The sequence below is a fragment of the Sphingobacterium sp. UBA7631 genome (genome assembly GCF_002483935.1).
In the GTDB taxonomy this organism is placed as follows: domain Bacteria; phylum Bacteroidota; class Bacteroidia; order Sphingobacteriales; family Sphingobacteriaceae; genus Sphingobacterium; species Sphingobacterium multivorum.
This window is the reverse complement of the sequence record NZ_DLIX01000002.1, coordinates 84,654-103,799: the sequence shown is the minus strand read 5'-3', so window position 1 is coordinate 103,799 and position 19,146 is coordinate 84,654. Positions and strand designations below refer to the sequence as shown.

Below are 19,146 nucleotides of genomic sequence, written 5' to 3'. Positions count from 1 at the left end.
TTATATCTTATTTTTTCAATCCTATTTATTAGAAAATGTTGCTACTAAAATCTCAGGAGTACGAACGCCTGCCTTAATTTCGCCGCTAGGCAAAATGATCATGTCGTCCCAGACCACCGCTGTCGTGGTCACCGGCCCATCCGATGGCAGATCCGCCATCCGGCTCCATTTTTTAAGATTCAAATCATAGCGCCATATTGCTCTACCGAAACCAGGATGATTGATTTGCAATTTGTTTTTAGCATCAATAAGTTGCTGTCTCTTCGATGGATTCGCTTCCTTTTTAGCGTCAAAGATCAACGATTCCACCCGATGGAAGGTATCACCCCGATCTGCGCTCAGCAACCATATTCCTTGGTCGGGTAATAAACATGCGGTTCCTGCCGCAGCAGGAAAAGGAATGTCTGCCTGTTTAGACCAGGTACGACCATCATCGGTAGAGCACCATAATTCATGGTATAACGTTGAAGGGCTCTCAGGATGAGCCTTTCTTCCACCCAGTAGATAAAGATTATTTTGGCTATCAGACAACAATTGTACATGGGAGACGGCATAGGGTAATTTTCCCACACAGCCCCATCCTTTTTCAAGATGCGCCAGATCCAATTGCAACACTTGGTCCGATACCGTATCCTGCTTTTCACCACCGACGATGACGAGTTTATTCCCATAAACTACCGCTCCCATATTGGCAAGCGGAAATGGGAGATCCGGAAAGTCTGACACCGAAATTTTCTTGTTAGAGCCATCGTATTTAATTAGTCGACAAGCGGCTGTTTTTCCTTCAGGAGTCTCTCCACCGATAACCAGCAATCCATCGGGTAGACTCAGGCTGGCAGCGTATGCAACCGCCATAGAAAGACTATCCTGCGCTGCTAAGCGTAGTCTTACCCCTTCTTTTCTGTAAATAAATACTTCTTTTTGGATCTCTTTCGCACCGCCTTCCCAGGGTGGTAAATGCGGGAAATTCGCTCCACCGGCAATCAGAAGACAATCGCCTGTGACACCAGCTATTGGTCCTGCCAAACCAATATGCGCCTTTCCATCTTGCATAGCCGGCAACGTAATGCCTTTATGCCATTCCAATTGACCGACTTGCGCATCAACAGCTCCTGTAAACAGTATTCCCACGATAACTCCCATCCAATGTTGTTTTGTCATATCTATTTATTGTTGAACATACTCGCCAAGCTATTCTTAGTTATCTCCTGAGGGAAACACGTTAGCCCACAAGAACAAGTGAGCTAACTTAATGTGCGCAAAAACCCTGAAAGCCAACTTTCACCGCATCTTCCGTAAACAGTTCAAACTGCTCAACAGACATATTTTTCACGGGCAATCTAAATGCTCCGCAGTCAAGCCCAATTAATTTCATATACGCTTTCCCTACTGAAATACCACCATACTTCCCTAACAACGTGATCATATCGATAGATTGCTGCTGCAAAGCATTAGCTTTTTCAAGCTCTCCCTTATCATAAGCCTCCATAAGTGCAAGGTATAAAGGTGCTGCGTAGTTATAGGTACTTCCGACCGCTCCTTTGTTACCTAATACCAAAGCGGACAGCATATTCTCATCTCTTCCCCATAACATATCATACTTGCGATCTGCATAATTCATACAGCTTAGAAAATCCATAAAATCTTCGTGTGTATATTTGATTCCCTTAAAATTGGGTATCACCCCATCAATCTGCTTCAACAGGTCGATCATCTGGAAATTTCCGCCGGTCAATACAGGAATATGATAATAATAGAAAGCCGTATTCGGTGCCGCACGTGCAATTTCCACACAACATTTTGCCAATTGATCCACATTAGCAGGTTTGAAATAAGATGGTGCAGTAAATGACACGACATCGACCCCTGCTTGCTCGGCCAGCCTAGCCAATTGTTGGCATTCTTTGATATTTGTTCCGCCCAGAAGCATCATGAGTGTAAATGCATCATCCTCTTTTGTCAATCTGGCCCAAGCTGTCATCACTGCAACTTTTTCCTCAAAAGTCAACGACACCCCTTCTCCGGTAGAGCCACAAATAAAGGCACCCGTGACGCGGTTGCGCTTTAACATCGCATAGTATTGCGGAATCAGCTCAAGATTCAATTCTCCGTTTTCATCGAAAGGAGTAAATGGCGCTGCAATTAATCCTGAGATTTTTTGATTTAGCATATGGTATTTTATATAAAAAGTTAACAATATCCTGTCTCAGACCTTCGCGTGGGATTGAGACAGGATATTCGTTTTTAGGTTCCCTTATAACCTGGATTTTGCTGATCATTTAATTTGGGATCTACAGTAAGTGTCCCCAAGTCTATTGGCCATAAGATTTTATGTTTCTGACCATCAATATTGTTCAATACGCCGACTAAGTTCAAATCTTTACGAAACACCAATGGTTTTCCAGCAGAATCCTGCATGCGTCGCAAATCGAACCATCGCTTGCCCTCGGACACAAATTCCTTTGTACGTTCATAGAAGATCGCTAATTCGTTTGCCTCAAAACTGCTATTTATAAACAAAGGTGCTTTTCCAGCGTATGCCCGATTACGTACAGCCATGATTTCAGCAGTTGGATCCTCTCCCAATTTATTCTTAATTTCCGCCAACAATAAATAGGCTTCCGATAGACGATAAACAGGATAATCATCAGAATAGTTACGAACGCCGTCTATCAAAGTTCCCAAGAATTTTCTAAATACTATGGCAGATGTATTTCCTTTATTAAAATTAAGGAATGTTGCATTTGCCCTCGTATCAGCCTTTTCATATAATCTGTAGAGGTCCATTTTATACTCGTAACGGATCAAACCCGTGGATCCAGCCTGAAGAGGATCTTTTGGAATTGCCTGCCCATTATCATCTACATAGCCTGTGATATCATCACTTGCCGCATAAATGAAATTACTGAAAAATGAAGTCGCTTCTCCATTTAGGTAACGAAGTACAAAGATCATTTCAGCATTACCTTTCATCGCTGGTACACTGGCAGATTTAAAGGACTCTGCAAAATTGCTGACAAGCGTATATTTAGGAATTACTTCTTCTATAGCGGCTTTTGCAAGTTTTAATTCCGCAAGACTATTCTCTGGGGCCTTTCCATCCACATCAACTTTGGCCGACCATAAATATACCTCCGTTTTTAACATTTTTGTTGCCGCCAAAGACCATTGTGCTTTTTGATTTTTAGTCTCGTAGTTTCCTGAAAACGATTTTTCCGATTTATCAACTTCCGATTTGATAAAGTCTAAGGTTTCCTTTTCCGTTTCTGTTCGCGCCTTATATGCTTCTTCTGCCGAGGTCGGGGTATTAATTGCTGCTTGTGGTTCTGTCACCAAAGGCACCCGGCCATAAGTTCTAAACAAATAGAAATAATAAAAAGCACGCAGTCCGTAGGCTTGCCCCAAATAGTAGCCCTTTTGCAGATCTGTCAAATAATCGGCTTTCTCAACCTGATAAATAAAATTGTTTACCTGAAAAATTGGCGCGTACAATCCAGCCCAGCCCGATATGCCAGGAGAACTTTCACGAATATCCTGTGTAATTATCCCTGCTGAGTTCAATGATGCTGTTCCTGTAAAACTGGTACCATCTCTTAAGGTTCCCGCACGCAGTTCACCCAAATTCCATAAGTTTTGCTGTTGTCCACGTAACTGGGTGTGGAGTCCCAACATAGCACCAGCAACCTGCTCGTTGCTTTTCCAGAAACTGCCGCTGGCAAAGTAATCCTCGGGACTAAGGTCTAAGTCAATTTCTTTGCAAGAAGAAAACAGAAAAACTGCAAGACCTATATATATAAATATCTTTTTCATAATTTGGAATTAAAATGTTAATTGAAGCCCAAGTATAAATGTTTTAGGAAGAGGGTATCCGCCTCCATTTTGTCCCACACTTCCACTTTCAGGGGAGAACAATGTATTTTTTGACCAATAGTGTAAATTTTGGCCTGTGGCGGAGATGCTTAAATCTTCCATTTTTAATCGGTTAGCAATGGATTTAGGCAAGCGATAAGAGACATTAATCTCTCTAAATGCCAGATAATTTCCTTTATTATAAAACATACTACTTTCCCGACTCGTATTATTTTTAAATAATTGATCTGCCCAATAATAAGTCGGATATTTTGCATTTGGATTTTCAGGTGTCCATGTATCAAATACACTTGTTGTCGTATTGAATGTTCCCTGCATCATTCCAAGAAACCAGGCTCTCGGTCCGTCATAAGCAACATAGCCCAATGCGTAATCAAAACGGGTACTCAAGTTAATATTCTTCCAGCGCAAAGCTGCACCAAATCCGCCCGTCCATCTCGGCACTGTATTTCCCATATACACCCTATCATAAGAATTGATTATACCATCTCCGTTTACATCCTTCCACATAACATCGCCTAAAGCTAATGGATAGTATAAATTCTTCTCACTACTGGACAACGCATTATAGACATCCGGATGTACCAATGTACGTGCACCGATCAGATCCTTCAATTGCAAGGCATAGCTATCCAACTGTTCTTTTGTCCGAATGATCCCGATGGCTTCATAAGCATAAGCAACATTCGGGTCTTGCCCCTCCTGATTGCCTCCTACCCAAATGAGTTCTTTGGATTTTGGATCATAAACCTGTAAACCGCCTTGTCTGTTATTTTCAACGCCATTAAAAGGCAATTTTAAGATCTTGTTCTTATTATACGCCGTATTCCAATTAAAGCTTAGATCCCAATCTTTCCTTCTCAGCATTTGATAATTCACCCCAATTTCGACTCCCTGATTCTGCATATCACCATTGTTGGTCGTAATTGTAGTAAAACCGGCTGAAGCTGGTAATGATAAACTTGCAATCTTATCTTTAGTCGTCCGATGATAATAGGCAAGACTCAAATCAATCTTATTTAAGATTCTGGATTCAAGTCCGACTTCTTTTGTAATCAAACTCTCCCATTTGAGGTTTGGAATTGAAAGCGTGGACATGGTGTACCCCACTTGCCCATCATACTTGTTTGTGCCATATGAACCTTGAAGTGTATAAGATCCGATTCCACTGACATTACCGTTCCCTCCATAACTAGCGCGTAATTTTAACGTATTTACGACTTTATCAGTGCCTAAATAATCCTTCAGGAAATCTTCACGGTGTAGAGCCCAACCGACTGAAACTCCAGGAAAGGTTCCCCATCGATTATTTAGTAATGTCGAATAACCATCTCTACGTGCAGTCAATGTCAAAAGGTATTTTTCTTTATAGTCATAGTTTACTCGTCCAAAATAGGACATGATACGTTGTCGATCATGGTATGAATCGATACTTCTTTTATTGGCCTCTGGACTCGTTAATCCAAGATCCATAAAGTCGTCTGTTGGAGCTCCACTTCCCGCAGCTGTAAATCCATTGTTATACGTATCAAAAAATTCCGACCCCAACATCGCGTCAATATGATGCGAACTCGCGATTTCAGTTCTGTAATTTAAGACTGCGTTATAGGTTTGATTATATATTTTATCATAGGAAGCCGAGGAATTTCTTGTGCGAACATAATTTCCTGGGCTGGCTATATAATCCTTATTAAAGGACTCCGAAGTAGACTGGTTAAAAAACCAGTTTCCACTGACGCGTAAGCTAAGATTCTCCAAAAAATTAATTGTAAAAGCTTGGGTAAGCGTAAGCTTCTGATTTAGATTTTTACGAATGAACTTATCATCATTTACCAGAGGGTTCCCATCTTGATAATCACGACCAACGAGCAGATCTCCATTGGCATTTGTACCACGCATTGTTGGAGGGGCCCCCAGTGCCCGCGTCATATAGTTTCCTTCTCCGTTAATAGCGTCACGCCATTTCGTATACGCGAAATTCACCCCTGACAATGAATGTAGCCAAGGTTTAACTTTATATTCGCCATTTAACACAAAAGTTGTACGATCATAAAAAGTATTGATTGGCATCCCTTTCTCGTTATACTTCCCCACACTTCCATAATATTTACCTTTATCGTTCCCACCTTGTAATACGATATTATAATCTTGCGTCAAACTAGCATCACGAAGTGCATATTTAGCATAATCAAAATCTTTAAAAATTAGTTCTTTTCCAGTTACAGGATCAATCATGGTCTGCCATCCCTGTTGCAACAATTCACGATTGGTATCATCGAGCAACATGGTACTCCACACGGCATTGCTGGTAAGATTACCATCTAGGATATTTCCTTTATCATCCTTATATTTATTCCCCGTACCAAAGGGGCCCACACTCGTTAATTGATTCAATTGGGACGGTTGATATTGCCCAGATACCTGAACACCTTTTCTACTCCAGTTTAAGTAATCTTTGGCACTTAGGAAATCAAAAGGGTTGTTCAATTTATTGACACCAACTTTAGACGACAATGTAATATTGGAAACACCTTCTTTTCCCCTTTTTGTGGTTATCAATATCACACCGTTTGCAGCCCTAGCACCATAAATTGCTGTAGCAGAAGCATCTTTTAAGACATCTATCGATTCAATGTCATTTTGATTAATGTCATTAAATCCATTTCTAATCAAGCCGTCAACAATAACCAATGGCGTGCCACCGCCGCCATACGTAGTCCCACCTCGAAGCACAACCGTGGGTACAGCTCCCGGTCTTCCTGAAGTTTGCTGCACTCGAATACCCGGTATCGTACCCGCTAAAGCAGAAGCTGGGTTCGAGCGAACTCCAGTTTCAAGCACTTTTTTATCCAAGCTGCTTACAGACCCCGTTAAATTCGACTTCTTCATTTTTCCATACCCGACCACCACGACTTCATCCATTTGCTCAACCTTGGACTCGAGTTTGATATCCAATTGATTTAATTGCCCAACTTTCACTTCATATGGTCTATACCCCGTAGACGTGATAATTAATACGGTATTGGGATTCGTGCTGATCGAGAATGTTCCATCAGCGTTTGTCTGCAAAGATTGGCTGGACCCTTTGACTTTTACAGTCACATTGCCAAGCAATTCCCCTGTCTTTGCATCGGTAATTTTACCCCGCACGGCATGGTCTTGTGCTTGCGCTAAGAGCATGTTGCCCATCAAAATAGACAGGCTGAGAAGGGTTCGTAATTTTAGGTTTGAATACATATTGGTTTGTATTAAGTATTACATATATGCAAATATATAAATTACAAAATGTAAAAAACAAATTTTAATTAAATTATGTATAACATATTAATCACATTTATTAATTATCTTTGCCTTAACGCGCCTAATGCGCTATTATGTAATATATATGGAACCGAATTCTTCGCTCATAGAACATCTGAATACAATTGATACTTCTTCTCTTGTAGATCGTGCCGAAAAAGAAATCATCAATCTTTTTGTCAATCAAGGCTTAAAGGTTGGAGATGCTTTACCTAAGGAAATTGAGCTGGCAGAAACCCTTGGCGTAAGTCGTACGGTGGTTCGCGAAGCCATGTTGCGGTTGCGTATGGTCGGATTGATCGAGTCCAAAAAACATCGCGGAGCTGTTTTAACGAGTCCAGATCTTATAAAACCCCTACGCAAATCACTTTATCCGACCATTATGGAAAACAAGACCTTACAGGATCTTTTTGAAATGCGTATGGTTCTGGAGATAGGTATGGCGGATATTCTCTTTGAACATATACAAGAAAAGGACATTGAGGAATTGGAAGCGATCGTTGCAAAAGAACCTATAGATGCAGATAATACTATTTTCGACATTGAAACTGAAATTGCCTTCCATGGTAAGCTTTACGAAATAACTGGAAATACGATTCTCAAAGACTTTCAGAACATGCTTTTACCTGTTTTTCAGTATGTGCACAGCAGTGGCTTACTGACCAGTCCCAGCTCATCGAAAAGCTTTATCTCACACCGAGGCCTAGTAGATATATTGAAGGTGGGCAATGCTGAGGTGTTTCGAAATGCCATGCGCAAGCATCTTGATAATCATTATCAGCGCCTCTTTTTATATAAGAAATCTATTGGATAATCTGTTTAACAGGATTGATTCACTTTACGATAGAAAGGCCCGATTATATGATTGGGCTTTAAGCATCTACTAAAGCGAAGAGTATACACTTAATATTGCCTTAAATCCCATAATTGTCCTATAAAAAAGATCTGATCTATCCTTTATTCTCATTGTAATCCGAATCAAAAATACAGCGGCAATGATATGAAAAAGTAAATTCACTCACTTAATTATTTTATGTAATACATAATAATCATTATCTTAGTCAGCATTATAATGCTTCGCTAACGCTATACTATTTCAAATCGCATAGCTTAAAAAAGCTTGATTCATTCAATTTAAACCGAAAACACAATGAAACTCAGGATCTTTTTATTTGCTGTACTCGCAACATTTCTGCATAAAAATACATTTGCACAAAAAAAGCCTAATATCATTATCATTATTTCCGATGATCATGCCTATCAGGCAATAGGCGCCTATTGTTCGAAATACGGAAAAACACCACAGATAGATCGCATCGCTGCTCAGGGTGCTCTATTTAAAAATGCGTTTGTAAACAATTCCATCTGCGGACCATCCCGGGCTACATTATTGACGGGCAAGTACAGCCATAAAAATGGATTCAAAGACAATGAAACTTCTGAATTCGACTTTAGCCAAGATCTTTTTGTGAAACAGCTCCAAAACGTAGGTTACAATACCGCTTGGGTGGGTAAAATTCACTTAGGAGACAAACTGCAAGGTTTCAACTATTATGACATTCTTGTTGGGCAGGGAACCTATTTTAATCCAGATTTTATCAGCAAAGAGGGCCGCAAACGCACTGAAGGGTATGTATCCGATATCGTAACCGAAAAAGCAATTGATTGGTTAGATACCGTAGATGCTGAGAAGCCCTTTTGTCTAATCATCGGTCACAAAGCTACACACCGTACCTGGATGCCGGATCCAAAGGACTTTGGGAGCTATGATGCTGTAAAATTCACCTTACCGGCTACTTTCTACGACAATTACCAAAGTAGGCCGGCAGCTGCATTGCAGGAAATGTCCATTGACAAGGACATGAAAATGGGCTACGATCTCAAAATGTTCAATTCGTTGGAAGACATGATGGCCGACGGTAACTTCAAGCGGATGAACCAAACTCAAAAGGACAGCTATATCGCCTATTACCGTCCTATTTATGAACAGTTGAAACAGGGTAATTTGACAGGAAAACAGCTCGCTGAATGGAAATTTAGACGATATATGATTGATTATCTCAATACTGCCCAATCCATGGACCGCAACATCGGGAAAGTATTGGATTATTTAGATCGAAAATCCCTCGCTGAAAATACAATTGTAATCTATCTTTCAGACCAAGGTTTTTATATGGGTGAACATGGCTGGTTCGATAAACGTTGGATGTATGAGGAGTCTTTTCGTACACCAATGGTCATGCGGTACCCAGCCCTGTTACACCCAAACTCAACTATAAATGCTAAAATTGTCAACGCTGATATCGCTCCCACGCTATTGGAATTAGCTGCTATCCAAAAACCGAAAGATATGCAAGGTGAATCTTTTGTTCATGTTCTGAAAAATAACAGCGAGGAACATCGGAAAGATCTGTTCTATCATTATTTTGAAAATGGCGAACATGCCGTGAGCCCCCACTTTGGTGTTCGTGATGATCGGTATAAATTGATCCGCTATTATAAACGGATCGAAAATTGGGAACTCTTTGACCTTCAAAAGGATCCCAATGAACTCCATAATGTCTACAAGGATCCTACCTATCGAAGCGTCGTCAAACGGATGAAAAAGAAACTTCTCACGCAAATGCGACAATTTGATGACAAAGAAGCAGAAGCAATTTACAAAATCAACATCGACCAATAATGCCATGAGGGTATCCGATTTACTGGATACCCTCATTTTAATACAATACCCTTCTTCAAATTGCTTATCGAAATGCTAGCTATATCGTGAAGCACAATATAATCATCGCAAAAAGATTGCCCTTCAAACAAATAATTCAAAAGATATTGTAACAAATAAAATCCGCAATCGATTGTTTTTTTAATAAATTTTCATTTATAATATAAAATTCATTTCTTTAATATTGTATTAAAATGATTTACATTTAATCATTTTTACCCTCAATATAGCCAAGATATACGTACTTAAATTTTATGAAAATTTACTTATTTTTAATTTTATTACCAACCACAACTATAGTTATAGGCCAATCGAAGGGAAAAGTTCTCGGAACGGTATTTTCTCAAAACGCGGAACCATTAGAAAAAGCAACTGTAACGATTCTCAATTCAAAAGACTCTTCCGTGGTTTCCTATCTCCTTACTGATACAAAAGGTAAGTTTGAATTTGTTAAAATTCCAACAGGCACCGCACTAACACTTTTTATTTCACATGTCAATGCAAATCCCTTTCGTCAAGAATTCAATATTCCTAACGGAGAAAATTATGATTTCACTCTATTAAAGCTCGATTCCAAAAGTCTCGATGAAGTAGTCGTCAATATCATTCCCCCCGTGCGGATGAATAAAGATACGTTAGAATATAACACCAACTTCTTCAAAACTCGCCCCAATGCCAACGTAGAGGAATTGCTCAAAGAACTTCCTGGTCTGCAGGTCAATATGGATGGTTCGATTTACTATCAAGGAAAAGAGGTTTCAAAAGTAAAAGTAAATGAAAAGGATTTCTTTTCGAGTGATCTCCGTATTGCTACACGAAACCTGGACGCTTCGCTTATTAAAACTGTACAGGTGTACCGTGATAAGGGTGAAACAAAAAAGGATAATGAAGACGAAGATAAACTGCCGATCACGATTAATTTAAAATTTAAGAAAGATTTCCTCAGAGCGAGCTTCGGTAAGCTCTATGGCAGTGCCGGTACCCGGAGTAAATATGAGGCTGGCGGTTTATTCAATACATTTAAGGATACACTCCAGCTGAGTTTAATCGGTTTCGGAAATAACATTAACCGCCAAAGTTTTGACTACAATGAATTGAACCAAGAAGCTGGGCTTGGTCGTTCCGAAAATTATGGTTTTGATAATTTTGGAGGTAGAAACTATTCAGGTAAAGCCAACGATATTGGCTTAGGATTTAACCTCAACAATGACTGGGGAAAGAAAACCAAGTTGAATATCATGTATATGCTGAAATATAATAAAGCCGAAAATCAGAATACAGGCAATCAAATTTCTTTATTCGACCAGGAAAAACAATATTCAGAATCCAATTACCAACAACAGGAGAGATCTGTAGGGCATAATATCAAAACCCTGCTCCGTCATCGCATGGACACCACAGCCTACTTTGAATTTACACCGAGTTTGGGTATCAATACAAAAAACAGCTCAACCTTAGGAAGGAGCCGCTCCTATACGGATCTCAAAAAACTAAATGACGCAACAGGTACAGGAGGAAATAATGAAAATACACTGAACTATTCACATGGTTTCTATATCGAAAAACAACTCCATAAAAATCATATTGTATCGTTTAGAAATACGGTTTCCATCAATACCAATGAAAAGACCGACAGCTCTTTCCAGCTTACCAATATTTACGATACAGCGAATCCTCAAACTAGTCTATGGCATAAAAACCTAACACAAAATAATTCCAACAACCTCTATTTTAGTGCGGCCTATTACAATAAAGCTATTAAAAAACTCAACTTTGATTATTATTTTACCTATGTCACCAACCGGCAGGGACCACAGGAGAGTGTGTACATCAACCGCGACAGTACAGGAGAAGTACATGCTGCTCCCTATGAAAATAGTTACCGTTACAAATACCAGGATTATATTACGGGGATTATATTTTACTGGAGACCAACCAAAGATTTCAATGTAAAGTTTGGAACAGCCTATCAAGTAAAGGCAAATCATTTTGATTTACTTAAAATCAATTCGGTCGAGAAATCATCTTTAGGCTACTGGCTTCCCAATATTAACATCCGTTATAAAGATCTAAACCTCGGCTGGTACAAAGATCTCGAGTCTCCCGAACTCTACGGAATTCAACAGCTCGTCATGGATCTAAATCCATTGTAGACGCGAAAGACATCTTTTATATTCAACAATATCGAAAAACAGAATGTTAGTATATCCTACTATAAGTATACCTCGAAATTGCAGTTTAATGTAAATGGAAATATCAATTATGTCAATAACAGCATCGGGAGCCGTAGCTGGCGAAACAACAATACAGGACAAATGACCACCCAGATGTTTCTCGCTGGCTCAAAATATAACTATAGTGCCTATACTTACCTGAGATACAACCTAAAAGCTAATAAAAATTGGTCATTCTATCTATCGCAAAACAACAATATCTACACCTATGAAAATTATAGTTCCATCAATGATGTTGATAATAAAGGGACCAATATAGGGATTAATGCCAGCCAACAATTTTCCGCCACGTGGAAAAACCTGGTGACGATATCACCACAGTACACTTATTCTTGGAACAAAAACATAAATTCGGTAAAAGATAACCCCGACTTTATTGAATCAACCTATTCAACACATAAAATTGGCGCAGGATTGAATATTAATCCGATCCACGGGTTTTCATTGGAATCTACCTACTCGCTAGATAACCGGGCCAGCGGATTGAGTGGAAGAAAAAACTACCATATCTTAAATGCTTCAGTCTATTACACATTGAAAAACAATTCACAGCTAAAATTGACTGGCTTTGACATATTGAATCAGAATACCCAAAATTATTGGGGCAGTCAGGGCAACAGGACGTATTTTGGAAATTCACTAACATTAAAACAATATTTTATGGTAGGTTATATTCACAAGTTTAATATTGTCAAAACAAAGAAATAGATCAGGTAAAGAGCTGAAGCTTGTTTATAACAACGATAAAAATAATCATTACAATCTTTCAATATTCGATATCTTACTTTTCATTTCTTCAAGTTCAGCTCGTGATAAACGTTGCTTTTCAGAATAGCTATCTGCATGTTGCTCGCGCAATTTGCGTAGGCCCTTTCGGCTATCCGCTTCATAATCGTTTAGGTCAAAGGTAACAGAGTCTTTCGTTAAATTGGCGATGCGATAAAGCGTACGCATGGTTTTTCCATCTTTTGTATAAGAAACCTCATACACATCGCCAACCTTTGGATCTTTCAGGTATTTTTCCTTCTTTTTTGCACCGGAAATTCCTGCTATAACAATAGCGGATACAAAAAGTCCAATCAGAACTAAGCCCGCAAAATATCCAATAGGTGTTTTACGGATAGTTCCCGATGATATGGACTGAAGTGTTTGTGGGTCGATTTCACGTTGATAACTTAGCTTTTTGCAATGGGTACACATGGTAATAATCTCCGAGGCATATGGAAATAGGGGTATCCAAAAAATATGAATATACTTCACTTGTCTGTATGCAAAAAGAGACTGAGCAGTACCACAATATGCACAGTTGCCAATCGCCGATTGCGATCTGTTAGCTAATACCTTTGTTCTTGTGCCAAAAATAATCATTGCGTTATACGTTTTATTACATGGAATGGCTGAACAAGAATGTTGCCCTTTCCTATTTAAGAATACAAAGATTTACAATTCGTGCGTCGCCGTTTATGATTCGTATCCGCCAATCAATATTCTGATAGGCAACATATTGCATAGAACATATGAAGGTATTCCGGAAAGAAAACGAACTTGATTAATTAGCCTCCCCGCTCCTTTAACGACTACATCTCATCATTCTGACTCAAAAATTACAAAAAACAAAAAAACAAAGTATAGTTATCAGGTAGATTTTATATATTTGCATTAACATTTTTTAACACATGAAACAGCATACAGATAATATCCTTGAAAAACGAATGTCCTAAGGGGATGTTTTTACAAGTAAATTTCAAATATCTCCTATAACCCAACTCAAACAATAAACTCACTATTATAATTAGTATGGCAAAAAATAACATAAATTTTGTCGTAATGGCCGCGCTTTGTCTTAGTACTGGCGCGCTATACGCACAAACCACTATAAAAGGAAAGGTAGTCGACAACAACAACAATTCTATCCAAGGGGCTACAGTTACCGAAACAAGCAGTAAAAAGCAGGTTCAAACAGATGCAAATGGATTATTTGAGTTCCCTTCGACCGGAAGCTCACTCAACATCAGCATTCAATACATTGGCTTTGAAACTAGGACTGTTCAAACCAATCCTACAGGTTTCACGACTGTTCAACTTCTGCCAACGACTTCACAACTCGACGAAGTCGTTGTGACGGCATTAAATATCTCGAAGGAAAAAAAGACATTGGGATATTCTATTCAGGAGCTGAAAGGAAAGGATCTTTCGGAAGCTAAAGAAAGTAATTTAGTCAATTCACTTGCGGGAAAGGTTGCTGGCGTTCAGGTAACAAATAGCCAAGGTAATATGGGGTCCTCCCGGATTATTATCCGCGGAGAAACATCAATTGCGGGAAATAATCAGCCATTATTTGTGATCGACGGAACCCCCGTTGATAATTCCCAGTTGGGTACGAGCGGTAATCGGGATTATGCTAATGCAATCTCAGACATCAACAGTGAAGATATTGAATCGATCAGTGTACTAAAAGGACCTAATGCCGCTGCATTATATGGTTCAAGGGCCGCCGCAGGTGTAATTTTGATTACAACAAAATCCGGAAAAAAACGCAAAGGACTAGGAATAAACATCAATTCAAATAATACAATCGAACGACTTGCCGTTTTACCCGATTATCAAAATGTTTTCGGACAAGGTGCCGATGGAAAATTTAGCTATGTAGATGGCAAGGGTGGTGGGATAAATGATGGTGTGGACGAAAGCTGGGGGCCAAAGATGGACGGCAGACTGATTCCTCAGTTTTATTCCAATGGTGAAGCCGTGCCATTTGTAGCACATCCAGATAACGTCAGGAGTTTCTTTGGTACGGGAAGAACCTTAAACAATGGTATTTCAATTGCCGATGCAACTGACAAAATTGATTACCGTTTCTCGTATAATAATAGCAATCAAACGGGGATTGTTCCAAATTCTTCCATTGAAAAAAACAATTTCAATATTAATACACGTTATAAAATCACAGAAGATCTAACCCTTACGGCCAACGCAAACTATGTACGCACGAATTCTGGTAATTTACCAGGTGTTGGCGGTTTCCGTTCAAATGGTTACATGTTACAATTTACGTGGTTTGGAAGGCAAGTGGATGTTTCGCGTCTAAAAAATTATCGGGATGCTAACGGCAATCTAGTCAATTGGAACAATAGTTATTATAGCAACCCTTATTTCATTGCGGAAGAGAATACGGTTCAGCAGCAGCGCGACCGCATTTTTGGCAATATTGGTTTGAACTATAAAATCAATAAGCATTTGACGGCAAACTTCCGTACAGGTAACGATTATTATACGGATCGGCGTAAAATTAGAATCGCATATGGCACGAATGGTACGCCCTATGGCTCTTACGAAGAGGATGCTTACACCGTAAATGAAAATAATACGGAGTTTACTTTAAATTATAACCGTCCCCTTTCCAATGACTTCACATTGGACATCCTAGGGGGTGGAAATATACGAAGCCAGTCCCGACAACGGAATAACCAAAAGGCACCGCGTTTGGCAGTACCTGACGTATACACGCTGGCAAACTCGAGAGATGCGTTGATCTCAACAGGTGAGTATAGTCCCTTGAAAGCTTACAGCATTTTTTCTTCCGCACAATTAGGCTATAAGAATTATGCTTTTTTGAATCTGACGGCACGAAATGATTGGTCTTCAACTTTACCCGTTGATAACCTATCTTATTTCTACCCATCAGCAAACGCAAGTATCGTATTGACAGATGCTCTTGCTATTCAAAGCAATATACTCTCTTTTTGGAAATTACGTGGCGGATGGTCTAAAGTAGGTAAAGACACCGATCCATTTAATTTAATAGATTCTTATCTTTTTAGTGCGCCTTACGGAAATAGCCCGCAATTATCAGTCAATGACATCAAGAAAAATCCAGATCTAAAACCTGAAACAACAACCTCGACGGAATTAGGTACCGAGTTGGCCTTCTTCAAAAGTCGGGTACGTTTGGATCTAAGTTTATATGATATCAATAGTATCAATCAAATCCTAAGCGTTGATGTTAGCCCTTCAACAGGTTACAAAAAACAACTTGTCAACGCCGGAAAAATCAATAATAAAGGGTTGGAAATTCAACTCGGTGTTACCCCGTTAAAAAAACAGGATTTTCAATGGGACATCAATGTAAACTTTGCGACGAATAAAAGTAAAGTCGTAGAATTAGATGATGCCGGATTATTAAAAAGCTATACGATCGGTTCTTCGGGAACAGTACAGGTCCTGGCTGCAGTCGGGAAACCCTACGGAACTCTCTACGGAACCGGCTTTTTACGAAATGACGCCGGACGTATTATTGTAAATGCAGATGGGACACCTGCTACCGACCCTGTCAACCATTATTTTGGAAAATTTACACCCAACTGGTTAGGTGGCATTACCAATCAATTCCGTTACAAAGACTTTGATCTAAGCTTTTTGATCGACATCAAACATGGTGGAAAGCTGTATTCTGGCACGAATGCTACCGGTACAGGAACAGGAGTATTAGCCTCCACGCTTCCAGGAAGAGATGCTGAACATGGCGGCTTGAGTTATACTGTCAACGGTATTACCTATGATGACGGTATTATTGCAGATGGCGTTAATGCAGATGGTTCGGAAAACACGAAAGTTGTTTCGGCACAACAATATTATAAAACGTTATATAGAACCAATGAAGCAAATGTATTCGATGCTTCCTATGTCAAGTTGCGCGAGGTAAAACTAGGTTACCAATTACCCAATCGCTGGATTTCCAAAATTGGTTTTCAGGGAGCATCTTTCTCTTTAGTAGGTCGTAATTTGTGGATTATTCATAAAAATGCGCCCAACATTGATCCGGAAACAGCTTTTAATACAGGAAATGCCCAAGGTTTGGAAAGTTTGCAATTGCCGACAACCAGAAGCTTTGGTTTCAATTTGAACCTGAAGTTTTAAGAAAATGAAACAATCGGATTAAAAATAGAACAAAACTTACGGATTTATACAAGTAACTGGCAATTAACAAAGCAAATAAGGTACAAGTACCGTTGATAACAGCTAATTGATAAACAAATAACGATAGAAAATGAAAATAAATAACAAACATATAGCAGGACTTTTTCTCTTACTGGGCCTAACGGCGTCCTGTAAAGACGAGTTGGCAAAAGTAAACCAAAATCAGAATGAAGCAGAAACTCCTCAGCCGGCCTACCTGCTGACCAGTACGATTAAAACGACAACAGATAGCTACTGGGGTATAAGTAACAACCTCGCGTCTAGCTTGTTATTTGTTCAACATTGGGCGAGAATACAGTATACTGATCCCGATCGTTACATCTTTACAAATAATGATTTTAACGAGGGTTGGTCTACCTGGTACTCGAAAAGCATTAGCCAATTGAAAATCATTCAAAAACTGGCGGCAAGCACAGGAAATGACAACTATAAGGGGGTGGCAATCGTCCTACAATCTTGGGTATTCTCGCTACTTACGGACGCTTATGGTGAAATACCTTACACAGAAGCGGGAAATATTGACGTTTATCTTACACCACATTACGATACGCAAGAAAAAGTATACACAGGCTTATTAAACGATCTGAAAAGTGCTCAGGCTTTATTAAATCCGAGTGGAAAAAATATTGAAGGAGACATTATTTATAACGGTAAGATCGCACAATGGAAGCGTTTTACAAATGCCCTCCGTCTACGTATTGCTTTACGTATCGCAGACCGATTACCAAGCCTCTCCAAAACAACATTACAGGAGATCGCTGCAGAAGGAAGTGGCTATTTGACTTCAAATGCAGACAATGCACAGCTCATCTATCGCGACGCTCCCTATCGTAATCCGGTCAGTGCATCGTTTGAAGCACGGGAAGACTATAGAGTCAGTAAGACAATTGTCGACAAATTGCGTTCACTTAACGATCCGCGCTTAGGTATTTATGCCGATACAACCACTACCTCAACGCCAGAAAAATATATCGGCGTACCAAATGGTTTAACGGCAAGCGACGCCAGTAACTTAGGATTCGCCCGTACTTCAAGACCTGGTATCTATTTTAGAGACCCACATGCTCCAGCAGTAATCTTAAGCTTTTCGGAAACACTTTTTGGTTTGTCAGAAGCAGTCAGCAGAGGATTTATTACAGGTGACGCAGCAGACTACTATCAGAAGGCAATCCGTGCTTCTTTGGAGCAATACAACGTTGGCAATGATCAAATCGTTAGCTATCTCAGCCAGGCAGCCATTAAGTTCGATTCCAATAGCTACAAAAAATCCATTGGCGAACAAAAATGGATTGCCTTGTATGGACAGGGCTTAGAAGCCTTTGCAGAATGGCGTAGGTTAGATTATCCGCAATTAACACCAGCGAAAGCTGGTGCTTTAAATGGCAAAATTCCTTTGCGTTTTCTCTACCCGGGAACCGAACAATCACTCAACGGAACGAGCTATCAGGAAGCTATCGCACGTCAGGGCAGCAATACATTACTCACTAAATTGTGGTTTGATGTAGAATAAATGTAGATTAAAACAATTTCAAAAAAGCGGAAGAAGTTAATTTTTCCGCTTTTTTTCTGTAGATTTCTTATCTTCGTATAGCACTCTAAAGAATAAAATGCTATGGATGATCAAACATTAGACAGAATAGACCAACTTAGCGAGGAAGGAAACATCCAATGTGATGAAGGCAACTATCAGGAAGCTATTCGGGTGTGGACCGAAGCGCTTGATCTAGTCCCTAGTCCGCAAAATGTTCATGCGGAAAGCCTCTGGCTCGAAGCTTCCATTGGAGATGCCTTTTTCTTAATGGACGATTTTCGCAATGCACTCTCCCATTTTGAAAAGGCAAAACAGAACATTATCGAAAATGCCTATGAAAACCCTTTTATCATGCTGCGCTTAGGACAGTGCTATTTGGAAGACAATAATAGCGAGTCTGCCCAGGAATATCTTCTCCGCGCTTATATGATGGAAGGAAGAGACATTTTCGACGATGAATCACCTAAGTATCTTAAATTTTTAGATGACAATATCGATTTGGATTGATAATA

At 39.6% G+C, this 19,146-nt stretch carries 12 protein-coding genes; 7 read left to right on the top strand and 5 right to left on the bottom strand.

Annotated features, from left to right (window positions below):
* Window positions 1-21: 21 nt before the first annotated feature.
* The 4 genes from B3P16_RS00690 to B3P16_RS00675 all read right to left on the bottom strand — a co-directional run bounded on the left by B3P16_RS00690 (window position 22) and on the right by B3P16_RS00675 (window position 7,107).
* Window positions 22-1,161 carry a hypothetical protein gene (locus B3P16_RS00690; RefSeq protein WP_147282056.1) on the bottom strand — a complete coding sequence of 380 codons (1,140 nt, stop codon included), beginning with the start codon at window positions 1,159-1,161 and terminating at the stop codon, window positions 22-24.
* Window positions 1,162-1,249: 88 nt separating this feature from the next.
* Window positions 1,250-2,170: a dihydrodipicolinate synthase family protein gene (locus tag B3P16_RS00685; protein ID WP_115049664.1), complete on the bottom strand. Its 921-nt coding sequence runs from the start codon at window positions 2,168-2,170 to the stop codon at window positions 1,250-1,252.
* Between the two features lie 74 nt (window positions 2,171-2,244).
* On the bottom strand, window positions 2,245-3,810 hold the full coding sequence (locus tag B3P16_RS00680) for a RagB/SusD family nutrient uptake outer membrane protein (protein ID WP_286840921.1): 1,566 nt from the start codon (window positions 3,808-3,810) through the stop codon (window positions 2,245-2,247).
* Window positions 3,811-3,819: 9 nt separating this feature from the next.
* On the bottom strand, window positions 3,820-7,107 hold the full coding sequence (locus B3P16_RS00675) for a SusC/RagA family TonB-linked outer membrane protein (RefSeq protein WP_286840918.1): 3,288 nt from the start codon (window positions 7,105-7,107) through the stop codon (window positions 3,820-3,822).
* Between the two features lie 148 nt (window positions 7,108-7,255).
* Between B3P16_RS00675 and B3P16_RS00670 the strand changes: the two genes are divergently transcribed.
* The 4 genes from B3P16_RS00670 to B3P16_RS00655 all read left to right on the top strand — a co-directional run bounded on the left by B3P16_RS00670 (window position 7,256) and on the right by B3P16_RS00655 (window position 12,834).
* Window positions 7,256-7,984: a FadR/GntR family transcriptional regulator gene (locus B3P16_RS00670; RefSeq protein WP_112373680.1), complete on the top strand. Its 729-nt coding sequence runs from the start codon at window positions 7,256-7,258 to the stop codon at window positions 7,982-7,984.
* Between the two features lie 336 nt (window positions 7,985-8,320).
* Window positions 8,321-9,853, top strand: coding sequence for a sulfatase family protein (locus B3P16_RS00665; RefSeq protein WP_286840916.1), 1,533 nt, complete (start codon window positions 8,321-8,323; stop codon window positions 9,851-9,853).
* Between the two features lie 293 nt (window positions 9,854-10,146).
* A complete protein-coding gene (locus B3P16_RS00660) occupies window positions 10,147-12,045 on the top strand; it encodes a carboxypeptidase-like regulatory domain-containing protein (protein ID WP_286840914.1) in 1,899 nt (632 codons plus the stop codon).
* Window positions 12,046-12,123: 78 nt separating this feature from the next.
* Window positions 12,124-12,834: a hypothetical protein gene (locus B3P16_RS00655; protein WP_286840912.1), complete on the top strand. Its 711-nt coding sequence runs from the start codon at window positions 12,124-12,126 to the stop codon at window positions 12,832-12,834.
* Window positions 12,835-12,882: 48 nt separating this feature from the next.
* Here B3P16_RS00655 and B3P16_RS00650 read toward each other — a convergent pair whose 3' ends face one another.
* Window positions 12,883-13,494: a hypothetical protein gene (locus tag B3P16_RS00650; protein WP_112373683.1), complete on the bottom strand. Its 612-nt coding sequence runs from the start codon at window positions 13,492-13,494 to the stop codon at window positions 12,883-12,885.
* Between the two features lie 429 nt (window positions 13,495-13,923).
* Between B3P16_RS00650 and B3P16_RS00645 the strand changes: the two genes are divergently transcribed.
* The 3 genes from B3P16_RS00645 (at window position 13,924) to B3P16_RS00635 (ending at window position 19,141) form a co-directional block, all read left to right on the top strand.
* A complete protein-coding gene (locus B3P16_RS00645; RefSeq protein WP_286752419.1) occupies window positions 13,924-17,043 on the top strand; it encodes a SusC/RagA family TonB-linked outer membrane protein in 3,120 nt (1,039 codons plus the stop codon).
* Between the two features lie 130 nt (window positions 17,044-17,173).
* Window positions 17,174-18,613, top strand: coding sequence for a SusD/RagB family nutrient-binding outer membrane lipoprotein (locus B3P16_RS00640; RefSeq protein WP_115049657.1), 1,440 nt, complete (start codon window positions 17,174-17,176; stop codon window positions 18,611-18,613).
* 102 nt (window positions 18,614-18,715) lie between these two features.
* A complete protein-coding gene (locus B3P16_RS00635; RefSeq protein ID WP_046673933.1) occupies window positions 18,716-19,141 on the top strand; it encodes a tetratricopeptide repeat protein in 426 nt (141 codons plus the stop codon).
* Window positions 19,142-19,146: the final 5 nt, after the last annotated feature.